At 66.8% G+C, this 25542-nt stretch carries 26 protein-coding genes; 12 read left to right on the top strand and 14 right to left on the bottom strand.

What is annotated here, in order from left to right; translation table 11 throughout:
* The first annotated feature begins 86 nt into the window (after positions 1-86).
* Positions 87-1955: a peptidoglycan L,D-endopeptidase MepK gene (locus AC1D2L_RS16605; RefSeq protein WP_476846990.1), complete on the top strand. Its 1869-nt coding sequence runs from the start codon at positions 87-89 to the stop codon at positions 1953-1955.
* A gap of 9 nt (positions 1956-1964) precedes the next feature.
* On the opposite strand, the gene AC1D2L_RS16600 is transcribed toward AC1D2L_RS16605, so the two are convergent.
* The 3 genes from AC1D2L_RS16600 to AC1D2L_RS16590 all read right to left on the bottom strand — a co-directional run bounded on the left by AC1D2L_RS16600 (position 1965) and on the right by AC1D2L_RS16590 (position 3958).
* Complete coding sequence (locus AC1D2L_RS16600) at positions 1965-2579, bottom strand: glutathione S-transferase family protein (protein ID WP_476846989.1); 615 nt, start codon at positions 2577-2579, stop codon at positions 1965-1967.
* Between the two features lie 215 nt (positions 2580-2794).
* A complete protein-coding gene (locus AC1D2L_RS16595; protein WP_103872584.1) occupies positions 2795-3037 on the bottom strand; it encodes a DUF2312 domain-containing protein in 243 nt (80 codons plus the stop codon).
* A gap of 117 nt (positions 3038-3154) precedes the next feature.
* On the bottom strand, positions 3155-3958 hold the full coding sequence (locus tag AC1D2L_RS16590) for an N-formylglutamate amidohydrolase (RefSeq protein WP_476846988.1): 804 nt from the start codon (positions 3956-3958) through the stop codon (positions 3155-3157).
* Positions 3959-4085: 127 nt separating this feature from the next.
* Between AC1D2L_RS16590 and AC1D2L_RS16585 the strand changes: the two genes are divergently transcribed.
* The 3 genes from AC1D2L_RS16585 to pyk are packed head-to-tail and all read left to right on the top strand — an operon-like array spanning position 4086 to position 7289.
* On the top strand, positions 4086-5390 hold the full coding sequence (locus AC1D2L_RS16585) for a glycerate kinase type-2 family protein (RefSeq protein WP_476846987.1): 1305 nt from the start codon (positions 4086-4088) through the stop codon (positions 5388-5390).
* Positions 5391-5393: 3 nt separating this feature from the next.
* The gene (locus AC1D2L_RS16580; protein ID WP_476846986.1) at positions 5394-5837 is read left to right on the top strand and encodes a DUF1036 domain-containing protein; all 444 of its coding nucleotides are present in this window, start codon (positions 5394-5396) and stop codon (positions 5835-5837) included.
* Positions 5838-5849: 12 nt separating this feature from the next.
* Positions 5850-7289 (top strand): pyruvate kinase, encoded by a 1440-nt coding sequence (gene pyk, locus AC1D2L_RS16575; protein ID WP_476846985.1) that lies wholly within the window; start codon positions 5850-5852, stop codon positions 7287-7289.
* 148 nt (positions 7290-7437) lie between these two features.
* On the opposite strand, the gene AC1D2L_RS16570 is transcribed toward pyk, so the two are convergent.
* The 5 genes from AC1D2L_RS16570 to AC1D2L_RS16550 form a co-directional block, all read right to left on the bottom strand.
* Positions 7438-8502 (bottom strand): alpha/beta fold hydrolase, encoded by a 1065-nt coding sequence (locus tag AC1D2L_RS16570; protein WP_476846984.1) that lies wholly within the window; start codon positions 8500-8502, stop codon positions 7438-7440.
* Positions 8480-9124 carry a tetratricopeptide repeat protein gene (locus AC1D2L_RS16565; protein WP_476846983.1) on the bottom strand — a complete coding sequence of 215 codons (645 nt, stop codon included), beginning with the start codon at positions 9122-9124 and terminating at the stop codon, positions 8480-8482. Before AC1D2L_RS16565 ends, AC1D2L_RS16570 begins: the two co-directional genes overlap by 23 nt.
* A gap of 148 nt (positions 9125-9272) precedes the next feature.
* On the bottom strand, positions 9273-9398 hold the full coding sequence (gene ykgO / locus AC1D2L_RS16560) for a type B 50S ribosomal protein L36 (protein ID WP_038363015.1): 126 nt from the start codon (positions 9396-9398) through the stop codon (positions 9273-9275).
* Positions 9399-9572: 174 nt separating this feature from the next.
* Positions 9573-9755: a hypothetical protein gene (locus AC1D2L_RS16555; RefSeq protein ID WP_476846982.1), complete on the bottom strand. Its 183-nt coding sequence runs from the start codon at positions 9753-9755 to the stop codon at positions 9573-9575.
* A gap of 30 nt (positions 9756-9785) precedes the next feature.
* On the bottom strand, positions 9786-10367 hold the full coding sequence (locus tag AC1D2L_RS16550) for an MBL fold metallo-hydrolase (RefSeq protein WP_476846981.1): 582 nt from the start codon (positions 10365-10367) through the stop codon (positions 9786-9788).
* 199 nt (positions 10368-10566) lie between these two features.
* Between AC1D2L_RS16550 and AC1D2L_RS16545 the strand changes: the two genes are divergently transcribed.
* Positions 10567-10776, top strand: a complete 210-nt coding sequence (locus tag AC1D2L_RS16545) for a hypothetical protein (RefSeq protein WP_476846980.1) — start codon at positions 10567-10569, stop codon at positions 10774-10776.
* Positions 10777-10850: 74 nt separating this feature from the next.
* Here AC1D2L_RS16545 and AC1D2L_RS16540 read toward each other — a convergent pair whose 3' ends face one another.
* Complete coding sequence (locus tag AC1D2L_RS16540; protein ID WP_476846979.1) at positions 10851-12962, bottom strand: methyl-accepting chemotaxis protein; 2112 nt, start codon at positions 12960-12962, stop codon at positions 10851-10853.
* 507 nt (positions 12963-13469) lie between these two features.
* Between AC1D2L_RS16540 and AC1D2L_RS16535 the strand changes: the two genes are divergently transcribed.
* Together AC1D2L_RS16535 and AC1D2L_RS16530 are read left to right on the top strand one after the other, a co-directional pair.
* Complete coding sequence (locus AC1D2L_RS16535) at positions 13470-14180, top strand: L,D-transpeptidase (protein WP_476846978.1); 711 nt, start codon at positions 13470-13472, stop codon at positions 14178-14180.
* A gap of 104 nt (positions 14181-14284) precedes the next feature.
* On the top strand, positions 14285-15079 hold the full coding sequence (locus AC1D2L_RS16530) for a DUF2076 domain-containing protein (protein WP_476846977.1): 795 nt from the start codon (positions 14285-14287) through the stop codon (positions 15077-15079).
* 105 nt (positions 15080-15184) lie between these two features.
* On the opposite strand, the gene AC1D2L_RS16525 is transcribed toward AC1D2L_RS16530, so the two are convergent.
* Together AC1D2L_RS16525 and AC1D2L_RS16520 are read right to left on the bottom strand one after the other, a co-directional pair.
* Complete coding sequence (locus tag AC1D2L_RS16525; protein WP_476846976.1) at positions 15185-15988, bottom strand: L,D-transpeptidase; 804 nt, start codon at positions 15986-15988, stop codon at positions 15185-15187.
* A 195-nt stretch (positions 15989-16183) separates the two neighbouring features.
* On the bottom strand, positions 16184-17614 hold the full coding sequence (locus AC1D2L_RS16520) for a lipopolysaccharide biosynthesis protein (RefSeq protein ID WP_476846975.1): 1431 nt from the start codon (positions 17612-17614) through the stop codon (positions 16184-16186).
* A 235-nt stretch (positions 17615-17849) separates the two neighbouring features.
* On the opposite strand from AC1D2L_RS16520, the gene AC1D2L_RS16515 reads away from it, so the two are divergent.
* Together AC1D2L_RS16515 and AC1D2L_RS16510 are read left to right on the top strand one after the other, a co-directional pair.
* Complete coding sequence (locus AC1D2L_RS16515; RefSeq protein ID WP_476847004.1) at positions 17850-18353, top strand: N-acetyltransferase family protein; 504 nt, start codon at positions 17850-17852, stop codon at positions 18351-18353.
* Positions 18350-19201 (top strand): DMT family transporter, encoded by an 852-nt coding sequence (locus tag AC1D2L_RS16510; protein WP_476846974.1) that lies wholly within the window; start codon positions 18350-18352, stop codon positions 19199-19201. Before AC1D2L_RS16515 ends, AC1D2L_RS16510 begins: the two co-directional genes overlap by 4 nt.
* Positions 19202-19204: 3 nt before the next feature.
* Here AC1D2L_RS16510 and AC1D2L_RS16505 read toward each other — a convergent pair whose 3' ends face one another.
* Both AC1D2L_RS16505 and AC1D2L_RS16500 read right to left on the bottom strand, forming a co-directional pair.
* Positions 19205-19696 (bottom strand): PaaI family thioesterase, encoded by a 492-nt coding sequence (locus AC1D2L_RS16505; RefSeq protein WP_476846973.1) that lies wholly within the window; start codon positions 19694-19696, stop codon positions 19205-19207.
* 64 nt (positions 19697-19760) lie between these two features.
* Positions 19761-20216 (bottom strand): MarR family winged helix-turn-helix transcriptional regulator, encoded by a 456-nt coding sequence (locus AC1D2L_RS16500; RefSeq protein ID WP_476846972.1) that lies wholly within the window; start codon positions 20214-20216, stop codon positions 19761-19763.
* A 242-nt stretch (positions 20217-20458) separates the two neighbouring features.
* Here AC1D2L_RS16500 and groES point away from each other — a divergent pair, with 242 nt between their 5' ends.
* From groES to AC1D2L_RS16485, 3 genes are all read left to right on the top strand, one after another.
* Positions 20459-20746: a co-chaperone GroES gene (gene groES / locus AC1D2L_RS16495; protein ID WP_476846971.1), complete on the top strand. Its 288-nt coding sequence runs from the start codon at positions 20459-20461 to the stop codon at positions 20744-20746.
* Between the two features lie 45 nt (positions 20747-20791).
* Positions 20792-22429, top strand: a complete 1638-nt coding sequence (groL, locus tag AC1D2L_RS16490; protein ID WP_476846970.1) for a chaperonin GroEL — start codon at positions 20792-20794, stop codon at positions 22427-22429.
* A gap of 254 nt (positions 22430-22683) precedes the next feature.
* A complete protein-coding gene (locus tag AC1D2L_RS16485; RefSeq protein ID WP_476846969.1) occupies positions 22684-24783 on the top strand; it encodes an ABC transporter ATP-binding protein/permease in 2100 nt (699 codons plus the stop codon).
* A 170-nt stretch (positions 24784-24953) separates the two neighbouring features.
* Here the strand turns inward: AC1D2L_RS16485 and AC1D2L_RS16480 are convergent, their stop codons facing one another.
* Positions 24954-25436: an META domain-containing protein gene (locus tag AC1D2L_RS16480; RefSeq protein WP_476846968.1), complete on the bottom strand. Its 483-nt coding sequence runs from the start codon at positions 25434-25436 to the stop codon at positions 24954-24956.
* Positions 25437-25542: the final 106 nt, after the last annotated feature.

Raw genomic sequence — 25542 nt, 5'->3', positions numbered from 1 at the left:
GCTAACCTTCCATTAACGCTTCTCGGTAACTGTTCGTTCACGTTCATCGCGCGCCTTCCCGGCGCCATCGAGACGGGTCAAGCAGATTGGCTAAGTCCATCGCCAAGCAATCAAGACAGCATCCGGCCTGCCCGAAAGCCGCCCTGCGCCATGCGCTGGTGCTCGGGGTCGCGGCTGCGGCGATGCTGGTCGGCGTGCGCGGCACGCAGAATGCCGTCGCCAATGGCGATACGCGCACCATCACGATCCGGCACATGCATACCAAGGAGGAGACGACAGTCACCTTCAGGCGCGACGGCCGCTATGTCTCCGAGGGCCTGGAGAAGCTGAATTGGGCCCTGCGCGACTGGCGCACCGACGAGCCCATCCGGATGGACCCGCGCCTGTTCGACGTCGCGTGGGAAGTCCAGCGCATGGTCGGCTCGGAACAACCTTTCCACGTCGTCTCGGCCTATCGTGCGCCCGGTACGAACGCGATGCTGCGCCGGCGTTCGCGCGCCGTGGCCAAGCACAGCCAGCACACGCTCGGCAAGGCGATGGATTTCTACCTTCCCGACACGCCGACGGCCCGTATCCGCGAGGCCGGCATGCGGCTCCAGCGCGGCGGCGTCGGGTTCTACCCGGGCGCCCACACCCCATTCGTCCATCTCGATGCCGGGTCCGTTCGCTCCTGGCCGCGCATGACCCGCGACCAGCTCGTGCGGCTGTTCCCCGACGAGAAGACCGTGCATCTCCCCGCCGATGGCAGGCCGCTCGGCGGCTATGAAATGGCGCGCGCCGAAATCGAGTCCGGCGGCGGCGCCGTCGCAGGCTACGCATCGGCGGCTTCCGACGAGGGCGCGGCGATCGCATCGGGCAGCAAGAGCCTGTGGGCGAGCCTGTTCGGCGGTGACGACGAGGAGGCCGATGCCCGGCCGACCCGCGGTCGTCGTGGCGCCGCCAGGCCGCAGCCGACAGTGATGGCCTATGCCACGCCGAACCGGCGCGACGACAGCAACTCAAACGATGGCGGGCGTTTCGCAACGTCGACGCCGATCGCGCCGGCGCCGGAGCCTGCCGCCCGCAGCGTCGTGCGCGAACGCTCGGAGCGTCTTGCGCCGAGAACCGTCGAGCCCCAGGAGCAGCAGGTCGCAGCGCTTGCGCCGCCGCCCGCCCCTGCCCCGGCCGCAGCGCCGGAGGACAAGCGTCCCCGGCTCATCGACGCTCCGATCCCGCTCGCCCGCCCGCGCAGCCTTCCCATTCCAGCCGAGCCGGGCGAGGCGACGCAACTCGCCGCACTGCCAGCCACCAACGGTGCGCTCGCCTTTGCCGCCCAGAGTGGTGCGAGCGTGACAGACAAGCTGGTCCTGGCCTCCCTGCCGCCGCGCAGGCCGGATCAGATGGCCGCCCTGATCGAGACCGCCGCGACAACCAAGCTCGAGCTCGCAACCGGCACACCCATGGCGGCGCCGATTCCGCCGACACGGCCGGCCGCGCTCGCCAATCTGGCCCTCGCCGGGCTGCGCGGCACGGACGAGACACAGGCGCAGGCTCAGCCGACGGCCCTGCCCCCGGGCAAGCTCGTGACAATCACCCACCCGTTGCCGCCAAGCCGGCCGCAGGTCGGCGGCGTGGCCGTGGTCGCGGCGCCGACGTCCAGCCGGCACGCGCCGAGCGCACCGGCGACTGCGACAGCCTCCGCGCAGACGCCGATCGTAACGCAATACGACGCCGACCGCTCGGGCCTCGACTCGCTGTTTGCGACCGTTACGCGCGGCAGCGCTCAGGAGGGAAAGCCCGTCACCGTCGCGACGACGCGGGCGCGCACGACACAACCCGCAACGGCGGCGCCTATCCAGGCGCCGGGACCCGCCGCTTCGCTCGGGTTCAGCCATGCCGACCCCAGCGACGCCAAGACGGGCTCGTTCAGCGGACCTGCCGTGCGCTCGCTGCCGACGAATTTCGTCCAGAACTGACGCCGCGCCTCAGGGCGCCTCGCGGTCGATCGGCCAGAGCTTGAAGACGTCCAGCGCCTCGCATGCAGTGGCTTGTGCCGCCAGCGCGGGCCAGCGTGCCTCCGGCGCGTAGTCAGGGATCACGAAGCGGCAAAAGCCCCAGGCGATCGCAGCGGCGATGTCGCCAGGCCTCAATTGCGGCCCGGCCGCGACCTCACCGCGGGTTGCAGCCGCATCGAGCAGGTCGAGCGCGGTGTCGAGCTGGGCGACGATGCGCTCCTGCCAGGGAGCGTAACGCTGTGCTTCAGGCCGCTTGCGTTCGTATTCGATCGAGACGGCCTTGTCGGCGGCTACGATGCCGATCCCGGTCAGGCTCAGGTCGCGGGCACGGGCAGCAAGCTCGTCAGGCCGCAGCGAGCGGCCGGCGACGTCCTCGAAATGATGGATGATCAGGCTGGAATCGGTGATCACAGTGCCATCGTCGCAGACGAGCGACGGAGCCTTGATCAGCGGGTTGATGGCACGGAAGGCATCCATGTGCCGGAAGACAGAGACCGAGCGATGCTCGAACTCAAGGCCCAGCAGCGTCGCTGTGACGGCCGCGCGGCGTACATAGGGGCTGTCCAGCATTCCGACGAGCAGCATGGCGATCTCCGTTGGGCGAGATCGACAGACTGGCAAGTGTGGAGCGGCATGCCACGCGAAATCGCGTGATGCGCCGCATCACGTAGCGTGATGGGGAGGAAGCAGGCCGCCTCCCGCGCCCGTCATGGCGAGCATGACGACATAATCCGGCGGAGTCGGGCGCTGTGCCCTGCTGGATTGCTTCGCTAAGCTCGCAATGACGGGATTGTTCTGGCTCAGGCGCTTTCGCCGACCGCCTGGAGATAGAGGTCGAGGATCGCCTCTTCCTCGGCACGCTCATTGGCGTCGCGCTTGCGGATCGCAATGACCTTGCGCAGCACCTTCACGTCGTAGCCATTGCCCTTGGCCTCGGCGTAGACCTCCTTGATGTCGTCGGAGATCGTCTTCTTCTCTTCCTCGAGGCGCTCGATGCGCTCGACAATGCTCTTGAGCTGGTCGCCAGCAACCGGATCGTCCATCTGATGTCCTTCTCGATGGTTTGAATGTATCGGGTGGGGAGATTTGGCCGGAGGGTTCGCACCGCGCGGGGGCCGGCGTCAACCCACGCAGCAGCCGCCCTCAACAGACGCGATGTCTCAGGCGGTGCCGTTCGCACCGCCCTGGTCCAACGCCGCGACACAGGATGGCAGGATGCGCGCCAGCCGCAGACCCCAGTCGCGCGCGGTGGCGTCGCTGGCTATCAGGTCCTGCCGGACCTCGATCAACGTGTCGGGAAGGCCGCGCCGGGTCGCGTGGCGGTCGATGGTGTCGCCGGGCAGCCCGCCATTATAGGGCTCGTTGTCGCCGACCACGAGATCGCTCTCCTGCTGCAGCGCAGCGATCAGCAGTTGCGATAGGGCCCCGTCATGGTCCCAGAGCACGCCGATGTGCCAGGGCCGGGCCGCGCTCTTCCAGAACGGCGTGAAGGAGTGCAGCGAAATGATCGCGGGCGGATGACCGGCCGCGATGGCCGCTTCTACGCAGGTGTCGATGGCAGCGTCGTAGGGCGCGTAATAGCGGGCGATCCGTGCGGCGATCCCGGCATCGTCGAGATGGCGGTTGCCGGGCACGATCGCGCCGTCGGACAGGCGCATCACCAGGGTGGGATCGTCGAGACCGCGATTGGGATCGATCAGCAACCGCGAGAAATTGCTCAGAACCGCCGGTGCGCCCAGTGCGCGCGCCATGGCCCGCGTCATCTCGGCTGCACCGATATCATAGGCGATGTGGCGTTCCAGCTGCGCAGGTGGCAGGCCGAGCGCGTTCAGTTCCGGCGGAATGGCGTTGGTGGCGTGGTCGCAGAGCAGCAACATTCCGGTCGCGGGGTTGCCCGGTATGACCTCGACCTCGCCCGGCGCCAGCGTGGCGACGATCTCACCCGCCGCGAAATCCGATCGCATGCGATGCCTCTAAAAGTATGATTATATCGGCAAAAGCCTGATGACGTTCGCCTGCAGGGGACTTAAAAGACTCGGCAACGAAAGTCGACCAAATCGACACGGCTTCTCGGGCTGAATTGGGGGAAGCATGCAGGATCTCAGCGCCAACCGCGACGATCTGCGCGCAATCGGTCGCCGGATTTTCGATGCAGCGGTAACGCGTGCGCATCCGGCCGGCTGCCTGCCGGCGCATCTGCCCGCGCCCCCTGGGACGGGTCGCCTGATCCTGCTCGCAGCCGGGAAGGCTGCCGGCAGCATGACCGCGCTGGCCGAGGCCCATTACCTCGATGCCGGGTTTCCGGCGGATCGCCTCGTCGGTCACGCCGTCGCCCGGCATGGCTATGAGGCACCGACTCGCCAGATCCCGATGATTGCGGCCGGCCACCCCGTGCCCGACCAGGGCAGCATCGACAGCGCGACCCGCGCGCTGGAGCTTGCCACATCCGCAACTGCGGGGGATCTCGTGCTCGTTCTGCTCTCGGGTGGTGGTTCGGCGAACTGGGTCGCGCCTGCCGGCGGGCTCGCCCTTGCCGAGAAGCAGGCGGTCAACAAGGCGCTGCTGCGCTCGGGCGCGCCGATCGGCGAGATGAACATCGTGCGCAAGCGGCTCTCGCGCATCAAGGGCGGCCGGCTGGCAGTGGCGGCCGCGCCGGCGCGCGTGCTGACACTGGCGATCTCGGACGTGCCCGGTGACGAGCCGACCGCGATCGCGTCGGGGCCGACGGTGCCTGATCCGACCACGACGGCGCAAGCGCGCGAGATCGTCGCGCGCTACGGGCTCGACCTGCCCCCCGCGGCGCGGGACCTGCTGAACGACCGCGACAACGAGACACCCAAGCCGGGCGACCCCGCCTTCGCCAATGGCGAGTTCCGCATCATCGCGCGCCCGGCCGACGCCATCGCCGCCGCGCGGCTCGCGGCCGAGCAGGCGGGCTTCGCGGTGCATGACCTGGGAGCCGATTGCGAGGGCGAGGCGCGCGACGTCGCGGCGGCCCATGGAGAGCTGGCTCTGCGGCTGAAGCGCGAGGGTCGCCGTGCGGTGATCCTCTCGGGCGGCGAACTCACGGTGACGCTGCGCGGCCAAGGCCGTGGCGGGCCGAACCAGGAATATGCGCTGGCGCTTGCCATCGCACTGGCGGGCGAGCCGGGCATCGTCGCCCTGTCGGGCGACACCGACGGCACCGATGGCGGCGGCGGCGAGGCCACCGACCCGGCAGGGGCGATCATCAACCCCACGACCCTGGCGAGAGCGGAAGCCCTCGGCCTCGCTCCTGCCAAATCGCTGGCGGACAACGATTCGACCGGCTTCTTCGAGCCGCTCGGCGACCTCCTGCGGACGGGGCCGACCTTGACCAACGTCAATGATTGCCGCGTCATCCTGATCGACCCTTAGACCATGACCCGAATCGCTCGCATCTTCCTTCGCCTCGCATTGCTCGCGGCTGGCCTCGCCGGGCTCAGCGCGCCGGCGCTTGCCGACCTGCGCATGTGCAACACCACCGCCAGCCGCATCGGGGTCGCCATCGGCTATCGCGACGCGCAGGGCTGGGTGACCGAGGGCTGGTGGAACATCGCGCCACGCGGCTGCGAGACCCTGCTGCGCGGCACGCTGGCGGCGCGCTTCTACTATGTGCACGCCATCGACTATGACAAAGGCGGCCAGTGGACGGGGAAATCCACCATGTGCACGCGCAACAAGGAATTCACGATCCGCGGCATCACGGATTGCCTGGCGCGCGGCTATGACCGCGACGGCTTCTTCGAAGTCGACACCGGCGAACAGAAGAGCTGGACGATCCAGCTGACCGACCCCACCGGCACCGCGCCGCCAAGACCCTAAGAGGATATCGACATGAAGCGCGAGCGCCGGATCAAGATCATCGCCACCCTCGGGCCGGCGTCCGCCACCGTGGAGATGTGCGCGAAACTGTTCGAGGCGGGCGTGGACGTCTTCCGCATCAACATGAGCCACACGCAGCGCGACACGCTGCCCGAACGCGTCGCCATGCTGCGGTCGCTCGAAGACCGCTTCAAGCGCCCCGTCGGCATCCTGGCGGACCTGCAGGGCCCGAAGCTGCGCGTCGGCCAGTTTGGCGGCGACGGCGGCGTCATGCTGGAGAAGGGCGCGCGCTTCGTGCTCGACTCCGACCCGACGCCCGGCACGGTCAAGCGCGTGCACCTGCCCCATCCCGAAATCCTGACCGCGCTGGAACCCGGCCACAACCTCATCCTCGACGACGGCAAGATCCGCCTCGTGGTGGAGAAGGCCACGCCGACGCAGGCCGTGACGCGCGTGACCATCGCCGGCCGCCTTTCCTCCCGCAAGGGCGTGAGCCTGCCCGACACCACCATCCCGGTCTCCGCCATGACCGACAAGGACCGCTCGGATGCGGAAGCAGCGGCGGATGCCGGCGTCGACTGGATCGCGCTGTCCTTCGTGCAGCGCCCCGAGGATATGGCTGATCTCCGCAAGATCGTGCGCGGGCGCGCCCTGGCGCTGGCCAAGATCGAGAAGCCGCAGGCTCTACTGCGCCTAGAGGAGATCATCGAGGCCTCGGACGCGATCATGGTCGCGCGTGGCGATCTCGGCGTCGAGATGCCCTTGGAAAAGGTGCCGGGAACGCAGAAGCGCATCATCCGGATGAGCCGTCGCATGGGCAAGCCGGTCGTCGTCGCGACACAGATGCTGGAAAGCATGATCACCGCGCCGGTCCCGACCCGCGCCGAGGTCTCGGACGTCGCGACAGCGGTGTTCGAGGGCGCCGATGCCGTGATGCTGTCGGCTGAGAGCGCGGCGGGCCAGTATCCGATCGAAGCCGTGACCATGATGAACCGCATCGCCGAGGAGGTCGAAGGCGAGTCTGTCTACCGCTCGATTCTCGAGGCCCAGCGCGCCGAGCCGGAAGCGACCGGTGCCGACGCCATCGCCAAGGCCGCGCATGAGATCGCCGACACGCTGCACCTCAAGGTGATCACCGCCTGGACGTCGTCAGGCTCGACTGCCTTCCGCCTAGCCCGCGAGCGGCCGAACTCCACGGTGCTGGCGCTCACGCCCAACCGCGCCACGGCGCGACAGCTCTCGCTTGTCTGGGGCGTCCATTCGGTCATCACAAAGGACGCCAGCGACGCCGACGACATGGCCTTCCGCGCCTGCAAATTCGCGGTGCGCGAGGACTTTGCAGCCATCGGCGATCGCATCATCGTGGTCGCCGGCGTGCCCTTCGGAACGCCGGGCGCAACCAACATGGTCCGCATCGCCTTCGTGGCGAAGGAGCATGTCGACAAGGCTTGACGGTGCCTAGGCGCTCTTCCTGCTGTTGACCGATGCCAGCGCCCGCTCAAGGGTGCGCCGAATGAAGCGCCGGTAGGGGAGGTCTTCTCGATTGGCCTGCGACTTCACGGCATCGAGCAGTGTTTGCCGCACACAGCGCGGCGGTCGCTTATTCTTGATTCAGCGCCAGGCTGGAGCGCGGACCGACCATCTGGTCGACTGCCTCGACGATGATTTCGGGTGCGGCATGGTGGGGCATGTGGCCGACACCCGGCAGCAGCACGAAGCGGCCCTGCGGCGCCTGCCGTGCGATCGCGGCCGAGTGGATGGTCGGCGAGACGATCGCATCGCTGTCGCCGGTGACAGCCACGACCGGCACCTTCAGCTCGCGATAGCGCGGGGCCTGCGCGGTGACGAAGGCGTAGGCTGCAGCGATGTCCTGGGAATTTGCGCGAAAGGTCTTTGGACGCAGCAGCAGCCTGATCTCGCCGGTTTCGATATAGCCTGGCGTGACCGGGCGCGGCGCGAAGACGCTGTTCGCGCCCGCGTCCAGCATCAGGCTCGCCAGCGGAACCGCGACAATTCGCGTAAAGACCGGCCCTATCACGGGCCAGGCGGCAAGATGGTGATACCAGGCGATGCCACCGGGCCAGGGATGCGTCACCCCACCCAGCAGGACCAAGCCGCGCAGCCGCTGGGGATGATCGAGCGCAATGCGGGTGGACAGCGCACCGGCGAGCGAATGCGCGACCAGCACGAAGCGCTCCGGTGCGATCTGGTCCAGCGCCTGCATCAGGATGGCGGCCTGGCGGGATGGGTCGGCCATGGCCTCCCCCTCCATCCGGTCGCTCCAGCCATGCCCTGGCCGATCGAGCGCGATCACGCGGTAATGCGCGAGCTCGGGTCCCAGCGTCGCCAGCAGGTCGGCGTGCGCCGAGGATGCGCCATGGACGAGCACGACGGTGCCATGCGATTCTCCTGTCGCCTGGCGCTCGACATAGTGGATACGCCCCCCCGGCAGGGTCAAAAATGCGCCCGCGGGCGGATAATCGCGCTCAGCCCTGATTCCGAGCCATTCGGAGTGGATAGCGAGCGCGCCAACGGCAACGATGACGAGGATGAGGGCCGCGCGGATCAGCATGAGGATTCTACGCTGGCGCAGGCCGCCTGGTTTTGCGCTGCGGGAGAATTTCAGGGAGGCGTGCTGGCCGTCAGGCGTCACGCCCATCGACATCGAGGGACAGCGACTGCACCGCGTCCTTGACCGCCTCGAGCTGAGGATAGATCTCGAGCGCGCGGCGGTAGGCCACCATGGCGCGCTTGTCGTCTCCCTGCTGGCGCAGGATGGCACCGAGCCCCATCATGGCGCCGAAGTGGCGCGGCTCGCGTTTCAGGGCCTCGCCGATATCGATGATCGAGCGTATCGGATCGCCAGCGATGAACAGCGCGTTTGCCCGCTGATTCCAGGCCTCGGCCCAATCGGGATCGAGACTGACGATCCGGTCGAGCAGTTCGATCGCGAGCTCGAGATTCTTGTCGCGCATCGCGGTCTGGGCACGGCTCATCAGGAGATCGGCGGTATCCGAGCCCGACCGGGCCCAGCGCCGCTGGATCAGGTTGGCGATGCCCTTGGCTTCCTCGGGCGTCTTTGCCGCCGCCAAACGCTCGAACAGGCGGTCGAGCGTCGCAGCGGGACTGCGCAACGGCGCGGATGCGACCGGATTGTCGTCCTTGCCGAGAGGCGGAACGATTCCCGGCCTGAGCGGCGGCGCATCCTGGGCGGAGAGGGTGCTCAACGAGCCCGTGGCGGCAAACGCCAGAATCAGGACAGCGGGAAGCAGACTGATCTTCATCATGCCCCAGCGTGCCATGTCACGGCGCGAGGCGTCAATTCACGCCTCGGCGAGCGGACAGACGAAAAAAGCGGGCCACGCCCGCAGGCGCCCCGCTATCTTCGTCCAATCAAGGAAGTCTGTCGCGCAGCTCTGAAACCGCGCGAAAAACTCAGCCCTGACGCGCCTTGAAGCGCTTCTGGACCTTGTTGATGATGTAGACGCGGCCCTTGCGGCGCACGAGCTGGTTGTCGCGATGGCGGGCGCGAAGCGACTTCAGCGAATTGCGGATCTTCATCGGTCTCAACTCCGCCGGTCGCCGCTGTCGGCAAACCGGTCCAAAAACGAAAGCCTTGCGACGCGGATCGTAGGGACCCTCATCGCCCACGCGAATGGTGCGGCTGATGCGATGCCGGCTGTATAAGGATTTTTCCGGTTATCGCAAGGGCGCAGCTGCATTTCCATTCGGAAATCATCCGGCGATTGCATCGAGGTAACGCGCAAAAGAGCGCGCCAGCGCTGCCTTTGCGCCCGCTGCGATCACGCGGCCCTGGAACGCTCCGTAGACCCTGTCGAAGCGATAGGGCTCCAGCACCGCCTGGATCCGCCGAATCGTGGTGGCGTTTACGGGGATGTCGTTGGGATAGGAATACATCACGCTGACGTGCCGGCGATCGGGCGTGACTTACAACGTATCGCCGCAATACAGCGCGCCGGCCCCCGTGGCGTCATGCAGCACGGTGGCTCCCGGAAAGTGACCACCGCACCGCAGCAGGGTCAGGCTGGGCCCCAGTTGCAGCGCCTCTCCGTCCCAATGCTGGATCGCCGGGTCCGGCTCCGTGACGAAGGCCGCATCGGCGGCATGGATATGGACAGGCACGCCAAGCGCCCTCGCCCACTCCGCCATCGCGCTGTAGTAGTGAGGGTGCGAGATCGCGATACCGATCACCGGGCCAGCGGCGCGGATCGCCTCGACCGCATCCCGCGCGACCAATCCGATGCAGTCCCAGAGCACATTGCCGCCCGGCGCCTCGACCAGCAGGGCGCGCTGGTCGATGCCGAAGGCCGGCGCAACGCGAAAGCCCAGCACGCCGTGATCGCGCTCGCAGGCTATGCTGTGCTCAGCTGCCATTGCCTGCGGCGTCAGCCAGTCCTGCCCGCCCCAGCGCACATATTGGCGCTCGTCGGCGCAGATCGGGCAATGTTCGGGCGGTGTCAAAGCCTCGGGAAAGTGCGCGCCGCATTGGCGGCAGATGAAGCGGGGCATGGTGCTCGCTCGCCTGTGAACGCGTGGCAGTCGCTCTAGTCTAGCCGCGCAGCGGTTCGCGGTCAGCGACACCCTACGCACGGCGACCATGCGGCATCGCGATGCCGGGCATCCAGACCGAGGCGCCGACTGAGGGCGGCACGGAACATCTCGCTACGGCAGGACGTTGTGACGCTATTCAACCCTTTGGGATAGCACCATGAAAATCTCGACACTCAGCTTCATCGCCGCCACCGCGCTCACCCTGGGCGCCTGCGGCAACACCACCGAGCAGCGCATCGGCGGTGCGGCTGTCGGCGCGGGCACCGGCGCGGTCGTCGCCGGCCCGGTCGGGGCAGTGGTCGGCGGTGCAGCCGGCGCGGTCACGGCCCCCACGGTCGTACGCAGCACACGCCGCGCCACCCGCTAATCGAAACGCATAGCCCAAAAGCAAAAGGCCACCCGCGAGGGTGGCCTTTTCGTATCATAACCTGAGTTTGGCGCTCAGAACTCTTCCCAGCCGGCATCGCTGGCCCGGCTGTTGGCGACCTTGCGTGCAGGCGCCAGCTGACGCTGGGGCGCAGCGGGAGCGGCTGCCGCGGCGCGGCTCTGGGCGAAAGCGGCCTCGGCGAGTTGGCGCAGGCGCTGCGGCTCGGCGCGTGTTTTCGCTGCGGACGTATTGGCTCGCGGCGGTGCGGCTGCCACAAGGCCTGTCGCCCGCGCGGGCGACGCCTCATGGCCGGTGCGGAAGGCCGCGACGAGGTCGTTGAGCTGGCCGATGCGGCCCGACAGCGACCCCGCGGACGCAGCGCTCTGCTCGGCAAGTGCCGCATTGGCCTGCGTCATCTCGTCGAGATGCGCGACCGCCTGGCTCATCTCGTCGATGCCGTTGGCCTGCTCGCCGGAGGCCGCCGAGATGTCTGCGATGGTGGCGGCAACCTTCTGGGAGGCCGAGAGAATCCGGGTGAGGGAATCGCCGGCCTGACGCACCAGTTTGACGCCCTCGCCGACCTCGGCGTTCGAGGACGAGATCAGCCCCGAAATATCCTTCGCGGCTGCGCCCGAGCGCTGCGCCAGCGTACGCACCTCGGAGGCGACCACGGCAAAGCCCTTGCCGGCATCGCCGGCGCGCGCCGCTTCGACTGCCGCGTTCAGCGCCAGCAGGTTGGTCTGGAAGGCGATGTCGTCGATCACCCGGATGATCTCGGAGATCTTCTGCGAGGCGCTCTCGATGCGCGCCATGGCCTCGACGGCCTCGCCGGCGATCGCGCCGCCGGCCTGGGCGGCCTGCATCGCCTCGTCTGCGATCGCCGCCGCCTCACGCGAAGCCTGCGCGGACGCTTTCACGGATGCCGCGAGTTCCTCGGTGGTGGCCGCCGTCTGCTCCAGCGACGAGGCCTGCTCCTCGGTGCGCTTGGAGAGATCGTCGGCGCCGGTGTTGATCTCGCGGGCCGCGAGCCCGACATCGGCCGAGGTGATCTGGATCGTGCGCACCGTCTGGGAGAGCCGCTCGACGGTGTCGTTGATGGCGCCCTTGAGTTCGGCAAATTTTCCGCGATAGGCGGTGTCGATGCGGGTGGTCAGGTCGCCACCTGCGATCGCCTGCAGGGCCTGCGAGAACTCGCTGGTGGCGCTGTCGACAACCCCGTTGATCTCGTTGATGCCCTCGACAAGCCTCTGCATCTGCTCGTCGGCGTGGTCGATCTGAAGACGCGCCGAGAAATCGCCCGAGGCGGCGGCCGCGACGACATCGCCGACATCGGAGACGACGGCCTCCATCGACTGGGCGCGGGCGATGCGAGCAGCCGATGCCGTCCGCTCCTGCTCCTGCAACTGCGCGACCTGCTCGGTCGCCTGGCGCAGCACCGAAACCGCACGGGCCATGGTGCCGATCTCGTCGCTGCGTTCGACATGGGGCACTTCGAGCGTGGTATTGCCCGCTGTCAGGCGCTCCATGACGCCCGCGAGATCGAGCAACGGCCTGGTAATTGAGCGCTGCGCGAACAGCATCGCTGCGCCAAGCGAGGCCAGCAGCGTTGCGAGCAGCACGACGGGCAGGATCCACTGGACCTGGCGGGTGAAGCTCGCGGCCTCCTCGCCGAGCACGTTGCCGACATCCTCGTTGCGCTTACTGAACCCGGCCAGGAGTTCGTTCAGGCCCCTGCGGTTCTCGCGGTTCAAATCATTGTTGCCCTGCTCGTTCGCGGCGGCCGTCGAGACCTGCCGCGCCAGGCGCACGGTCTCGGACCGGAACGTGATGAAATCGGCAATGGCCTTTTCGATGCGGCCCGCGCGCTCGCGCTCGCCAGCCGGCACCATGCGGCCGAGTTCGGCGACCTGGCTACGCAGCAGCGGGAAGCGGCTCTCCATGCCCTTGGCGAAGGGTTCTGCTTCCTGCGCCGTCTTCGACATGTAGACGCCGCGCGCATCCATCACCACGCCCGTGACGAGCCCGTTGATTCGCTCCGTGACCAGCGCGATGTCGCCCTGGATGCTCGAGCGGTCGTTCAGGCTGCTTGCCCTGGTCAGTCCGTAAAGGCTCAGTATCGCGGAAATAATCGCGCCACTGGCGACGATAAACAGCATGGCCAGAATTTTGGTACGCAGTGACTTCACGAGAACTTGCCTCCGGCCGAGTGTTTTTGACCGGACACGGCTAGTGCCGCCAAAGCGCAACCGAGCCGACCGGGTATTGGGAAGTAACTGGAAGAGAGACCCGGGAAGGCCACCCCTGTCGCACGCTGAAAATCTTTGCGGGACAAGCCTGTTCTTTGTCATAATCCTTAAATAAACGCTTAACCTTGGACTTTTCCGCGTTAAACACCGCGTATCGGCTGCATCGGCCGCCGGCTTTCGCAGATGTCTGCACGCCCAGATTGAATGCGCGCCTTCCCAGAGACATGGCCTCACCTGTTGCCGATCCGACACAGCCGGTAACCGCCACACTTTCGCCACATCGTCTACACCCCACGGCCATCTCGACCGCCTTCAAAGGGTCGACGGGACACGCTGCGATTGCAGAACCGCAGCCCCGCCACGTTCCGCCGCAAGACCAATAAGCAGAGACAAAACTTCATGCCCGTCGCGCCGACCGCCTCCGCCTCCCCCGCTGATCTCGGCCGTATGACCAGACGCAGCGCTGCCCTCATGATGCCGATGCTGCTCGCTGCCTGCGTCGGCTCGCGCCAGGAGCCGTTCGAGGTCGCCCGGGCCCCGCGCATCAGCCCCGAATATCTCGCCATGTATGGCGACATGCCGGACGAGACCTTCCCGCTGCCCGCGACGGATATCTCCGAGGTCAACCCGCGGTTCCTGCGCCAGGAAGTCGCCTATCCGACCCGCGAGGCGCCCGGCACCATCGTCGTCGATACCGACAACCGCTTCCTCTATCTGGTCCGCGAAGATGGCCGCGCCATCCGCTACGGCATCGGCGTCGGCAAGCAGGGCATGTCGTGGCGTGGCCGCGCCACCGTGGCCCGCAAGGCCGCCTGGCCGCGCTGGACGCCTACTCCTGCGATGATAGCGCGTGATCCCGAGAAGAACGGCCCTTGGGCCGGTGGAATGCCGTCGGGGCTCGACAATCCCCTCGGCGCCCGCGCGCTCTATCTCTATCAGGGCGACCGCGACACGCTCTACCGGATCCATGGCACATCGGAGCCCTGGTCGATCGGCAAGTCGGTCTCCTCTGGCTGCATCCGCCTGTTCAACCAGGACATCATCGACCTGCACAGCCGCGTCCCCACCGGCACGGCCGTCGTGGTGCTCAACCGCAGCGGCCTGATGAAGCCGGCGGATGGCGAAACCTTCGACGAGTTCACCTCCGAAGACATGTGAGGCCGGCGGGCGCGCGAAGCCCGCGCGCCTTGATACCGTCACACGCAGCCACCACCTCTTGTGAGGCGGCGCAACCGCGCCGCCCGACATGAGAGGAGATGACGATGACGCCGCAAGAACGCGACGTGATCGCCGGGATTTTCGACCGTCTGAGACAGGCGGCCAACCAGCCCCGCGACCCCGAGGCTGAACGTTACATCGCCGACAGGCTGCGCGAGCAACCGTACGCGCCCTATGCCATGGCGCAGGCGGTCTATGTGCAGGAACAGGCCCTGACCAACCTGCAGACGCAGGTCGAGGGTCTGCAGGCGCAGCTGCGTGATCTGCAGGACCGCCCTGCCCCGGCGCCCGCCCAGGCCGGCGGCTTTCTCTCCGGCATATTCGGAGGCGGCCAGGCGGCTCCCGAGCCGGCGCGCCCGCGCTCGGTCCCGACCTTCCCGCAGCGGGCAGAGCAGCCGGCGGCTCCAGTCTGGAATACGCGCCAGCCCGAGGCGATGCAGGCAGCTCCCGGACAGATGGGCCAGCAGCCCGGACCCTGGGGTAACCAGCCCGGCCAGCAGCCTGCCCGCGGCGGTGCCGGTGGTGGGTTCATGGCCTCCGCCCTGACAACCGCGGCCGGTGTTGCAGGAGGCATGATGCTCGGCAACGTCCTGACCAACGCCTTCGGCGGGCACAAGGCCGCAGGTGAGACAGCCAAGCCGGCCGAGGCAAGCGCGACCTCGGACACCGACAAGAGCGGCGCCGGAAACGCGCAGACCGCGGGCGACAACACGAGCTACGACGACGGGTCCTCGAACGCGGCAAACTACCAGACCGCTGCGCAGGAGACGCCCGCCGACGATGGCTATGATGACGGCTCCAGCTTCGACACTGGCGGCGACGACGACAGCTGGGCGTAACCCGTCCCGGCCTCCTCGCGGGCCACACATGATGAAGCCCGCCCGGTGCAGACCGGGCGGGCTTTTTCATGGAGCAGACCGAAAATGCGCCAGGCTTCGTGCCGCTCAGATCACCAGGACTTTGGCGCCCACCCGGACGCGCTCGTAGAGGTCGGTCACATCGTCATTGGTCATGCGGATGCAGCCGGAGGACACGGCCTGCCCGATGGTGTTGGGCTCGTTGGTGCCGTGGATGCGGTAGAGCGTGGAGCCCAGATACATGGCGCGCGCGCCCATCGGGTTTTCGGGACCGCCGGCCATGTAGCGCGGCAGATCGGGCCGGCGCTTCAGCATCTCTGACGGCGGCGTCCAGCTCGGCCATTCTGCCTTGCGGCTGACGGTCTTCATGCCGGCCCAGGAGAAGCCGGGGCGGCCGACGCCGATGCCGTAGCGCAAGGCCCGTCCGCCGGGCTGGACCAGGAAGAGGAAGCGCTGCGGCGTGTCGATGATGATGGTCCCGGGCTTGTGGGGGCCGTCATAGGCGACTTCCTGCTTTTGGAAGCGGGGATCGACGACGCGCTCGATCGGGCGCTGGGCCCGGACGGGTTCGCCGAGCGCCGCCATGCGCCGCCCCGGCGCGCGGGGCTGCGCCTCAGGCGCGAAAGGATCGTTCTGGTAGTATCCTGCGGGCGCCTGCCGGCTCTGCCCATAGGCGGAGTAGCCGCGCGGGGTATTGTAGACGGCGCCGCCACGTCCGCTCGGGGTCGGGTCGCGGCCGGTCATCATCATCTCGATGAAGCCGCCGCCATAATTCCCGCGCGCCGGGGAGGCGGTCGTCATGGGGTCGAAGGGGTCTTGCGCCGAGGCTACCCCGGCTTGCGAGATCGCAGCCGCGAGGGACAGGACAGGCAGGAAGCGGACTCGACGCATGACGCAAACTCTCTCGACATCAACCTGCGGAGAGCCTGCCGATCAGGCTTAAAAGGAATGGTGAATCGTTGACTTCGACAGGCCTCCAGCGGCATTAATCCGTATATTTCAACGAATTAACCTTACCTGTCAGGCAATGCACAGGGTGAATGAAGAGTTGTCGAACGACCGCGGCCTAGCAGCACGAACTTCCGCTCAGCCGCGCCTCGCCTTGCGCGCCAGCCACCACAGCCGCAGGCTCGTGCGCAGCCGCCCGATGTCGCAGCCCAGAACCACACCGACATAGATCGCCGCGCCGATGACGACCTGCAGGAGAAGCTCGACAGGCGCCGCAAATCGATCCCGCAACGGCCAGATCGCCAGCGCCATCACCGCCGCCGCGAGCACGACGAGCGCGCAATCGCGCCAGGGCGGCGCGACCGGAAGGCTGCGCAGCGCGGCGACAGCCGTAACCCCGAGCACGCTCAGAAGCGCCGCACTCTGGCCCCAGGCATAAGCGAGGGGACCGAGCTTCGGCGCCAGCCAGAAGGCGAGCGAGACATTAACCGCCAGGCCGAGCAGGGCGACGAGCGTAGCGATGCCCGTGCGCTTGCCTATGAGGAAGACCGGATAAAGCGCCGCCTGGAACAGCGTGATCGCCGTGAAGCCCGGCAGCAGGATTTCCATGTAGCCTGCGAAGCGGCCCTGGAAGCTCGGCGGCACGATCAGGCGGTCGAAGGCCGGAAGGACCATCCACAGCCCGACCGCGATCGGTAGTGCCACCAACAGCACCATCAGCATGTTCTTGGCGATGCGCTTCTGCGCCGGCAGGCGCCCACGCGCCTCGTCGAGGCGGATGACCTCGCGCAGCAGAACGATCTCGAGCGTCGCGCCGAGCGTGCCGAACAGCCGCAGTCCCATGTCGGAGGCGAGCGAGAAATAGCCGGCCTCGGCAAAGCCATAGGTCCCGGCCAGCAGCGAGCGGTTGAGCAACGGGATCAGCGAGTAGATCGCGTTGCCCGCAACCAGCGGCAGCGCATAGAGCATGAAAGTCCGGGCCAGGTCCTTGCGAGCAGCGGCGATCGAGAGCGGCGCGTCGGCAAGCGCGCGTCGCACCGTCAACAGCGCGACCGCTGCACTGACGAGACCGCCAAGCAGCACGACGGTCGGGTCCCGCGTCAACCATGCACCGCCGACCATCAGCACCAGCGCGACCAGGTTCTTGACGATGATGAGCTTGGCATAGGCGGCATCGAGGAAGCGGGCCCGGGCGATCGCGCCGTGATAGTCGAACAGCCCCGCCCCGACGCCGCCGAGCACGGCGGCCGCCAGCAGCATGGCCGGCAGCTTGAAGTCGATGCCGGCGACGATCGCGGCCACAAGCAGACCCGAGAGGGCGATGCTGATGCCAGCCGCCAGAACATCCAAGGTCGCCCGGATTTCCGGCTGCTCCTCGCGGGATTTCAGCGAATAGAAGCGCACGGCCGACAGCTTGACCCAGTCGAGCATGGCCGTGTTGACCAGCACGATGATCGCCGCGCCGATGGCATAGCGCCCGAATTCGGCCGGGCCGAGGAACAGGGCGATCAGCAGCCCGAGGACAAAATTGAGGCCGGCATTGATGACGAAGGGCAGCAGGACGGTCATGTCGTCTCGGTCACGGCGCCAATGCGGCGGAGATCGTGCGACTCGGGCGGGCGCCAGAGGCGTGGCGTTGTCATGGCTAGCCGCGAACCCCCGGTTTTCCAAGCGGGAGCGGCGCTTGCGACTGGGTAAACCGCGAAATGGCGGGCCTTGCGCGTGCACGACGCTGCGTGGCGGGTATGCGGGGCGTGCTGTCGCGGCCCTGTTCGCGCGTTGCGATAGGCCGTAAGCAAGCGGAATCACCACGCTCCTGCCTCCGCTCCGCGATGCCCGCGACTCCGATTCCGAGCCGCTGGCGAAACTCGTTGCAGCAAGCTTTGCCGAGTATCCGCATTGCTTCTTCGAATGGGCGGAATTTCCCGAACTGCGCGCCCCAGCCAGCCACTTCTTCGGCAAGGGCGGCCGGCTCTGGGTCGCGGACGCGCCCGGCGGCGGCATTGCGGGGTCGCTCGGCGTTCTCCCGGTGCCCGAGCAGAATGCGGTCGAAATCTTCAAGGTCTATGCGGATCCCGCCTTTCGCGGTTCCGGCCTTGCGCAGGCGCTGTTTGCGCAGGCGCTCGGTTTCGCTGGGGATGGCGGCTATGGCGAGATGATGCTGTGGTCCGACAGCAAGTTCACGCGCGGGCACCGCTTCTATGAAAAGCTCGGCTTCGTGCGCTGGCCCGGCGAGCGCTATCTCGGCGACGTCTCGTTCACCTGGGAATATCACTTCCGCAAAAGCCTGACCGGCCTGCCGGCATGACGCTCGGGACGGCGTTTCGCGCCGCGCTCGGAATCGCCCTGCTCACCGCCATGGACGCGGTGATCAAGGGGCAGATGCGCGATCATCCCTTCATCGTCGCCCTGTTCATGCGCTTCGCCATGGGCGGCGTCTTCGCCCTACTGTTCCTGGCCTTCGCCCGGCCGGCCTTCCCGACGCGCGCCAGCGTGATCGGCAACCTGATCCGCGTGCCGGTCGTGGTGCTGAAAGCCGGCAGCTTCTTCTATTCGATCTCGGTTCTTCCACTGGCGGAAGCCCTGACCCTGTCCTTCCTGGCGCCTGTCTTCGTCGCGCTGCTCGGCGGCCTGCTGCTCAAGGAGAGGCTCGACAGCCGGATCTTCCAGGCACTCGGGTTCGGTGTCGCCGGCATGCTGGTGATGGTTTGGCCGCGGCTGCAGGGCAATGTCACCACCGCCGAACTCGGCGTCGCGGCCGCGCTGTTCTCGGCCGTCGCCTATGCGTTCAACCTGATCCTGCTGCGGCGTATCGCGCAGAAGGAGCATCCTGCGATCATCGTGATGTTCCAGAATGGCGGACCGGCGGTATGCCTCGCCATTCCGGCAGCCCTCGCCTTCGTGCCGATGACGGCGGGCGACCTCGCGGCCTATGCGTTGGCCGGCGCACTGGCGGTCGGCGGCCATTTCATGCTGGTCTCCGCCTTCGCACGAGCCGAGGCGTCGCGGCTTGCGCCGCTCGAATATACGGCCCTGATCTGGGCGAGCCTCCTGGGCTACCTGATGTTCGGAGAGGTGCCTGAGATCACGACCTATGCCGGCGCGCTGCTGATCGTGGCGGGAGCGGTGGCGGTCAGCCGGCAAAAGGCGCGGTAAACCTCACGCCGGGCTCTCCCCCTTCGCCTTGGCAGGGAAGATCAGGCAGGTCTCGGTGCCGTGCGCCAGAAGCCGGCCGCGCTCGTCGAGCAGCCGGCCTTCCGTCGTCGCGATGGTACCGCCGCGGTGGATCAGCTTGCCCTCGCAGCGCACGGTGCCGCTCTCGGGCATGACGGGCCGGACGTAGTTGATCTTCATTTCCAGCGTCGTGTAGCCCTCGCCGGTCTTCAGCGTGCTGTGCGCGGCGCAGGCCATGGCAGAATCCAGGATCGTCGCGGTCCATCCGCCATGGATCGTGCCCAGCGGGTTGAAGAAGCGCGCAGATGGCTTTCCCGTGAAGACGACGCGTCCCTCCTCGACCTCGGCTATGTCGAAATCCATCGCATCGGCGAAGGGTGGGCCGGGATGCTTGCCCTCGACCATGCCACGCAGGAAGCTCAACCCGTCGCCGGCAAGCAGCACGTCGCGCGCCACCACTCCAACCGCTCTCGCCATAGCACCAGCTCCATAATGTGTAGATACACGTTACGGGTGAGCAACGGCTCAGGTCAAGCTCGGGTTAGTCCGCACGCCGGGCGACGCGGCGCAACGCTTTCAATCCGTCGCGGGTTTGGGTCCAGCGCTCCTTGCCGAGCCCACCCTCGATGCGCTCCTGCGCCGCCCGCCAAAACGGAATGGCGGCCTCGATTGCCGCCCTCCCCTTGTCGGTGACGGCATAGACCGAGGCCCGCCCCTTGCACTCGACGGGCTCGATCAATGCTTCGGCGGCGAGCAGCTGCAGGTTGCGGGTCAAAGAGGTGCGCTCGAGCGCAAAGCGTTCGGCAAGCTCGGTGACCGAGCGCCAGGCCCCCGTGCTCAGGGCCGAGAGCAGGACGAACTGCGTGATCTTCAGGCCGCTGGGGCGCATCGCCTCGTCATAGGCACGGGTCACGGCGCGCGCCGTCATGCGAACATGCAGCGCGACGCAGGAGCGCGCGATATCGTCGAGCTGCGGATCGAGAGCCGTGGTCGTCATTCCGCCATGCTAAGGCGGGACAAGGACGGAGGGAAACGCTTTGCCGTTTTCGCAATGTCGCAGGCGCCGCCCGACCCGCCGGATTCACTTTATGATCCGATGATTCCTTGACTCTCCAGGGGGCCGAGCCTATCTCCGCGGCATCGGTTGGCACTCATCAAACGAGACTGCTAACGGATGCCGGTCGGCAGTCCTACGAGACAGCGGCCGTCTGCCCCAATTCTAGAGAGGAAGACTGAACCATGAAGTTCCGTCCGTTGCATGACCGCGTCGTGGTCCGTCGCCTTGATGGCGAAGAGAAGACCAAGGGTGGCATCATCATTCCCGATACCGCCAAGGAAAAGCCCCAAGAGGGCGAAGTCATCGCCGTCGGCCCCGGTGGCCGCGACGAAGCCGGCAAGCTGACCCCGCTGGACGTCAAGAAGGGCGACCGCGTCCTGTTCGGCAAGTGGTCTGGCACCGAGGTCAAGATCGACGGCCAGGATCTCCTGATCATGAAGGAATCCGACATCATGGGCGTCATCGGCTGAACGCCTGAGACCGCCTTCCCCGAAATTTTCTAAGGAGTTGCTCTCATGGCAGCCAAAGACGTCAAGTTCTCCACCGACGCCCGCGACCGGATGCTCCGCGGTGTCGAAATCCTCGCCAACGCCGTCAAGGTGACCCTGGGCCCCAAGGGCCGTAACGTCGTCATCGACAAGTCGTTCGGCGCTCCCCGCATCACCAAGGACGGCGTCACCGTCGCCAAGGAGATCGAGCTCGCTGACAAGTTCGAGAACATGGGCGCCCAGATGGTGCGCGAAGTGGCCTCGAAGCAGAACGACCATGCCGGCGACGGCACCACGACCGCGACCGTTCTCGCCGCCGCCATCATGCGCGAAGGCCTGAAGTCGGTTGCCGCCGGCATGAACCCGATGGACCTGAAGCGCGGCATCGACCTCGCGGTCGAGGCCATCGTCGCCGACCTCAAGAAGAACTCCAAGAAGGTCACGACCAACGCGGAAGTCGCGCAGGTCGGCACCATCTCGGCCAATGGCGATGAGTCGGTCGGCCAGATGATCGCCACCGCCATGCAGAAGGTCGGCAACGAGGGTGTCATCACCGTCGAGGAAGCCAAGACCGCCGAGACCGAACTCGACGTCGTCGAGGGCATGCAGTTCGACCGTGGCTATCTCTCGCCTTACTTCATCACCAACTCGGAGAAGATGGTCGCCGAGCTGGAAGACCCCTACATCCTGATCTTCGAGAAGAAGCTGTCGTCGCTGCAGGCGATGCTGCCGATCCTCGAGGCCGTGGTGCAGACCGGCAAGCCGCTGCTCATCATCGCCGAAGACGTCGAAGGCGAGGCTCTTGCCACGCTCGTCGTCAACAAGCTCCGTGGCGGCCTGAAGGTTGCAGCCGTCAAGGCTCCTGGCTTCGGCGATCGCCGCAAGGCGATGCTCGAGGACCTTTCGATCCTGACCGCCGGTCAGATGATCTCGGAAGACCTCGGCATCAAGCTCGAGACCGTGACCCTCGCCATGCTCGGACGCGCCAAGAAGGTGCGCATCGAGAAGGAGACCACCACGATCATCGACGGCGCCGGCAAGAAGAAGGACATCGAAGCTCGCGTCACCCAGATCAAGGCGCAGATCGAAGAGACCTCTTCGGACTACGATCGTGAGAAGCTCCAGGAGCGTCTGGCCAAGCTGGCCGGCGGCGTCGCGGTCATCCGCGTCGGCGGCGCGACCGAAGTCGAAGTCAAGGAGAAGAAGGACCGCGTCGACGACGCCCTGAACGCGACCCGCGCCGCCGTTGAAGAAGGCGTCCTGCCGGGTGGTGGCGTCGCCCTCCTGCGCGCTCTCTCGACCGTTAAGGCGATCAAGACCGCCAACGACGACCAGAAGACCGGCGTCGAGATCGTCCGCAAGGCGATCATGGCCCCGGCCAAGCAGATCGTCGACAACGCCGGTGATGATGGCGCTGTCGTGGTCGGCAAGCTGCTCGAGTCCAAGGAATACGCCTTCGGCTACAATGCCCAGACCGGCGTGTACGGCGATCTGGTCAAGGCCGGCATCATCGACCCCACCAAGGTCGTGCGTACGGCGATCCAGGACGCAGCTTCGATCGCTGGCCTGCTCATCACCACCGAGGCGATGATCGCCGAGCTCCCGAAGAAGGACTCGCCGATGCCCCAGATGGGCGGCGGCGGCATGGGCGGCATGGACTTCTGAGGAAGTCCAGGCGCTCCCAGCGTCTGAAATCCCGGAACCGGGCAAGCCCGGTTTCGGCGGCTGCATGGACCCCTGGTCCAGGCAAGCTTCGCTTCTGCGAGACTATCGAAGGCCCGGCGCAAGCCGGGCCTTTTTTCTGTCGGGCAGATGACAATTCGCTCATCTGGGCCGCCAGCCATTGAATGGCCGCAGCGGCTGCGACATGGTCCGAATCACGGCGCCTCGCGCCGCACCACCCGGCCAGGATCGTCCTCATGCGTGTATTGAGTTTCGCCGTCGCAGCGCTTGCCGCGCTTGCCCTGCTGACAGGCCAGCAAGGCGGCAGCGCCGGACTGATTGGCATGGGCGTGATAGGCGCGCTGCTGGCGCTGGCGACCTTCCGCGCGACCGCCCTGCCCTTCTTCCTGAAGATCTTCTCCGGCATCTTCGGCGTCGAGTACGTGCTGTTCGGGGCCGGCAGCATCCTGGCTGCGCTGGGCTACTGGCCAGCCTCGGCGCAGGCGCTTGCGCCGCCCGCAAGCCTGAGCACGACCGTGGCCGTGTTCGGCATCCTGATCTACCTGATCTCCTTCATCCCGGTGATCCAGCGGATCGCGCGGCTCGCCTCGCCCTATTTCGAATCGACCGAGCCCACCACCGCAAAGCTCTGGCCCTTCGGCTCGTTCCAGGTCCGCCTGGGCCATCTCGGCACCATGCTGCTGATCTTCCTCGTGGTGCTCAACCAGCTGCAGGTCGGCATTTCGCTGCGGCTGAGCTTCTTCAATCGCGACTTCTACAATGCGATCCAGGAAAAGGACGCACCGACCTTCTGGTACCAGCTGATCTTCGTTTTCAGTGTCTGGGCCGCGATCTCGGTCATGTCGAACCTGATCGAGATGGTGGCGAACTATACGCTGCTGATCCGCTGGCGGCGCTGGATGGCCGAAACCTATACCGGCCACTGGCTCAACGGCCCCACGCATTACCGCATTTCGCTCGCCGGCACGGCCGACAACCCTGACCAGCGCATCGCTGAAGACACCCGCTCCTTCGTCAACCAGACCTATAACTTCGCGCTGCCGCTGCTGTCGCAGGTTTCGACCCTGGTCTCGTTCTCTATCATCCTGTGGTCGATCCCGATCCCGATCACGATCCCCGGCACATCGATCGTCATTCCCGGATTCCTGCTCTGGATGGCGCTGATCTATTCGATCGCTGCGACCTGGATCACCCATCTGATCGGCAAGCCGCTGATCGGGCTGGAATTCGAGCAGGAACGTCGCGAGGCGAATTTCCGCTTCTCGCTGGCACGCCTGCGCGAATATTCGGAGCAGATCGCACTGATGCGCGGCGAACTGTCGGAGCAGCGCCATCTCAGCGAGCGTTTCGGCGACATCGTCACGAACTTCTACCGGCTGGTCTGGGCCCGCGTGAAGCTCACCACCTTCACGGCATCCTACAGCCAGGCGAACGTCGTGGTGCCCTACGTGCTGCTGGCACCGCACTATTTCACCGGCGCGATCACGCTCGGCATCATGACGCAGGTAGCATCGGCCTTCGACCGCGTGCAGACCGCGATGTCGTTCTTCATCGACCGGTACAACACGATCGCCTCCTACCTCGCCTCGATCAACCGCCTCACAACCTTCGAGGCAGCAATTGCCCAGGCGAAGGCGGCCAGCGGCAACGGCCAGGGCATCGACGTCTCGGCGTCGGCAGGCAGCGCGCTGAACGTGACCGGCATGACGCTCAGCCTGCCGAACGGCCAGCCGATCGTGCGGGTGAACGATCTGGACCTCGGCGCCGCCCGCCGGACGCTCGTCACCGGCCCGTCAGGCTCGGGCAAGTCCACGCTGTTCAGGGCGATCGCCGGGATATGGCCCTTCGGCGAGGGCCGGGTCGGCGTTCCCGCCAACGCACATGTCATGCTGTTGCCGCAGCGGCCCTATCTGCCGCAAGGCTCGCTCAGGGCAGCCCTGGTCTACCCCTCCGAGGAGGCGACATACAGCGACGCCGAGATCCACGCGGCGATGGAGAAGGTCAAGCTCGCCCATCTGAACGAGCGGCTGGACGAAGTCGATCTCTGGGGCCAGCGACTTTCGGGCGGCGAGCAGCAGCGCCTGGCCGTCGCGCGCGCGCTCCTGGCCAAGCCCGACTGGCTCTTCCTCGACGAGGCGACCGCCTCGCTCGACGAGAAACTCGAAGGCGAGATCTACGCCACGATCGAAAGCAGCCTGCCGCAGACGCGCATCGTCTCGATCGGTCACCGCTCGACCCTGCGCGAGATGCACGACGCGATCGTCGCAATGCAGCGCAATGAAGACGGCACCTTCAGCCCCAGGGCCACACAGCGCGAGGCGGCCAGCCTCGGCTGACCGCCCGGGCACGCGGCGTCCAGGCGACGCCGCTCGCGATATCTGACCCGGAAAGACAAAAAACCCGCAATCCATCACAGGGCCTGGCGCCTGCTGATGGAGAGCGGGTCGAGGCCGCTCGCGCGGCTTCTCAGCCCTATGCCGGCTGGGCCAGCTGGGCGGCGCTGGATTTAGATGCCGCGGTCGAACTGGATTTCGCCGGCCGCGCCCTTGATGATGAGCTTGCCGGCGACGACGTCCCAGTTACGAGCGCCGCGCAGGGCCATAAGATAACTGCGCTCGAAGTCGAGCACGCCCTTGTCGCAGGCGCGCTTGGTCAATGCCAGCGGGCCGACCGCAAAACCCTGCTGGCGCAGCGGATAGGCTGAGGCCGAGAACGTGTTGCAGCCACCGAAGCCGGTGCCGCGCAGGTTCTGGTCGACCTGCAAGGTGATGCGGCGATCGGTGATCGGTCGGCCGTTAAGAGCGATCGCCGTCCAGGAGGCGCCGAGCGGAAAGTTCTTGTCCTGCTTGACCGCCGGGCCTTCGCGCTGCTCGAGCGTGGGCTGTTCGGCAGGCTTGGGCCTGCGCTGGGCGGACGCGGGGTCGGTCAGCAGCGGCAGCGCCGATACGGAAGCGGCAAGGAGGGCAGCGTAGCCAAGGCGTCGGTTCATCGTTTTGTTACCTGCAGTCATGGCCGTGATGATAACCCGCGGCCTCACCCTGGTGAAAGCGCGTAACCGCGTATTGGTTCGGGATCAATCCTGAACCGCTGCCATA

Source organism: Allobosea sp. P1_B10, assembly GCF_056406735.1.
This window is presented reverse-complemented; position numbering and strand designations above follow the sequence as displayed.

Bases quoted from the DNA above. Each gene is read 5' to 3' on its own strand.
- AC1D2L_RS16485 (WP_476846969.1), top strand. From the start codon at position 22,684: ATGCGTGTATTGAGTTTCGCCGTCGCAGCGCTTGCCGCGCTTGCCCTG.
- AC1D2L_RS16535 (WP_476846978.1), top strand. From the start codon at position 13,470: ATGACCAGACGCAGCGCTGCCCTCATGATGCCGATGCTGCTCGCTGCC.
- pyk (WP_476846985.1), top strand. From the start codon at position 5,850: ATGAAGCGCGAGCGCCGGATCAAGATCATCGCCACCCTCGGGCCGGCG.
- AC1D2L_RS16565 (WP_476846983.1), bottom strand. From the start codon at position 9,124: ATGATGAAGATCAGTCTGCTTCCCGCTGTCCTGATTCTGGCGTTTGCC.
- AC1D2L_RS16480 (WP_476846968.1), bottom strand. From the start codon at position 25,436: ATGAACCGACGCCTTGGCTACGCTGCCCTCCTTGCCGCTTCCGTATCG.
- AC1D2L_RS16510 (WP_476846974.1), top strand. From the start codon at position 18,350: ATGACGCTCGGGACGGCGTTTCGCGCCGCGCTCGGAATCGCCCTGCTC.
- AC1D2L_RS16525 (WP_476846976.1), bottom strand. From the start codon at position 15,988: ATGCGTCGAGTCCGCTTCCTGCCTGTCCTGTCCCTCGCGGCTGCGATC.
- groES (WP_476846971.1), top strand. From the start codon at position 20,459: ATGAAGTTCCGTCCGTTGCATGACCGCGTCGTGGTCCGTCGCCTTGAT.
- AC1D2L_RS16520 (WP_476846975.1), bottom strand. From the start codon at position 17,614: ATGACCGTCCTGCTGCCCTTCGTCATCAATGCCGGCCTCAATTTTGTC.
- AC1D2L_RS16505 (WP_476846973.1), bottom strand. From the start codon at position 19,696: ATGGCGAGAGCGGTTGGAGTGGTGGCGCGCGACGTGCTGCTTGCCGGC.
- AC1D2L_RS16500 (WP_476846972.1), bottom strand. From the start codon at position 20,216: ATGACGACCACGGCTCTCGATCCGCAGCTCGACGATATCGCGCGCTCC.
- AC1D2L_RS16580 (WP_476846986.1), top strand. From the start codon at position 5,394: ATGACCCGAATCGCTCGCATCTTCCTTCGCCTCGCATTGCTCGCGGCT.
- AC1D2L_RS16590 (WP_476846988.1), bottom strand. From the start codon at position 3,958: ATGCGATCGGATTTCGCGGCGGGTGAGATCGTCGCCACGCTGGCGCCG.
- AC1D2L_RS16555 (WP_476846982.1), bottom strand. From the start codon at position 9,755: ATGTATTCCTATCCCAACGACATCCCCGTAAACGCCACCACGATTCGG.
- AC1D2L_RS16585 (WP_476846987.1), top strand. From the start codon at position 4,086: ATGCAGGATCTCAGCGCCAACCGCGACGATCTGCGCGCAATCGGTCGC.
- AC1D2L_RS16530 (WP_476846977.1), top strand. From the start codon at position 14,285: ATGACGCCGCAAGAACGCGACGTGATCGCCGGGATTTTCGACCGTCTG.
- ykgO (WP_038363015.1), bottom strand. From the start codon at position 9,398: ATGAAGATCCGCAATTCGCTGAAGTCGCTTCGCGCCCGCCATCGCGAC.
- AC1D2L_RS16595 (WP_103872584.1), bottom strand. From the start codon at position 3,037: ATGGACGATCCGGTTGCTGGCGACCAGCTCAAGAGCATTGTCGAGCGC.
- AC1D2L_RS16550 (WP_476846981.1), bottom strand. From the start codon at position 10,367: ATGCCCCGCTTCATCTGCCGCCAATGCGGCGCGCACTTTCCCGAGGCT.
- groL (WP_476846970.1), top strand. From the start codon at position 20,792: ATGGCAGCCAAAGACGTCAAGTTCTCCACCGACGCCCGCGACCGGATG.
- AC1D2L_RS16600 (WP_476846989.1), bottom strand. From the start codon at position 2,579: ATGCTGCTCGTCGGAATGCTGGACAGCCCCTATGTACGCCGCGCGGCC.
- AC1D2L_RS16570 (WP_476846984.1), bottom strand. From the start codon at position 8,502: ATGTCGATGGGCGTGACGCCTGACGGCCAGCACGCCTCCCTGAAATTC.
- AC1D2L_RS16545 (WP_476846980.1), top strand. From the start codon at position 10,567: ATGAAAATCTCGACACTCAGCTTCATCGCCGCCACCGCGCTCACCCTG.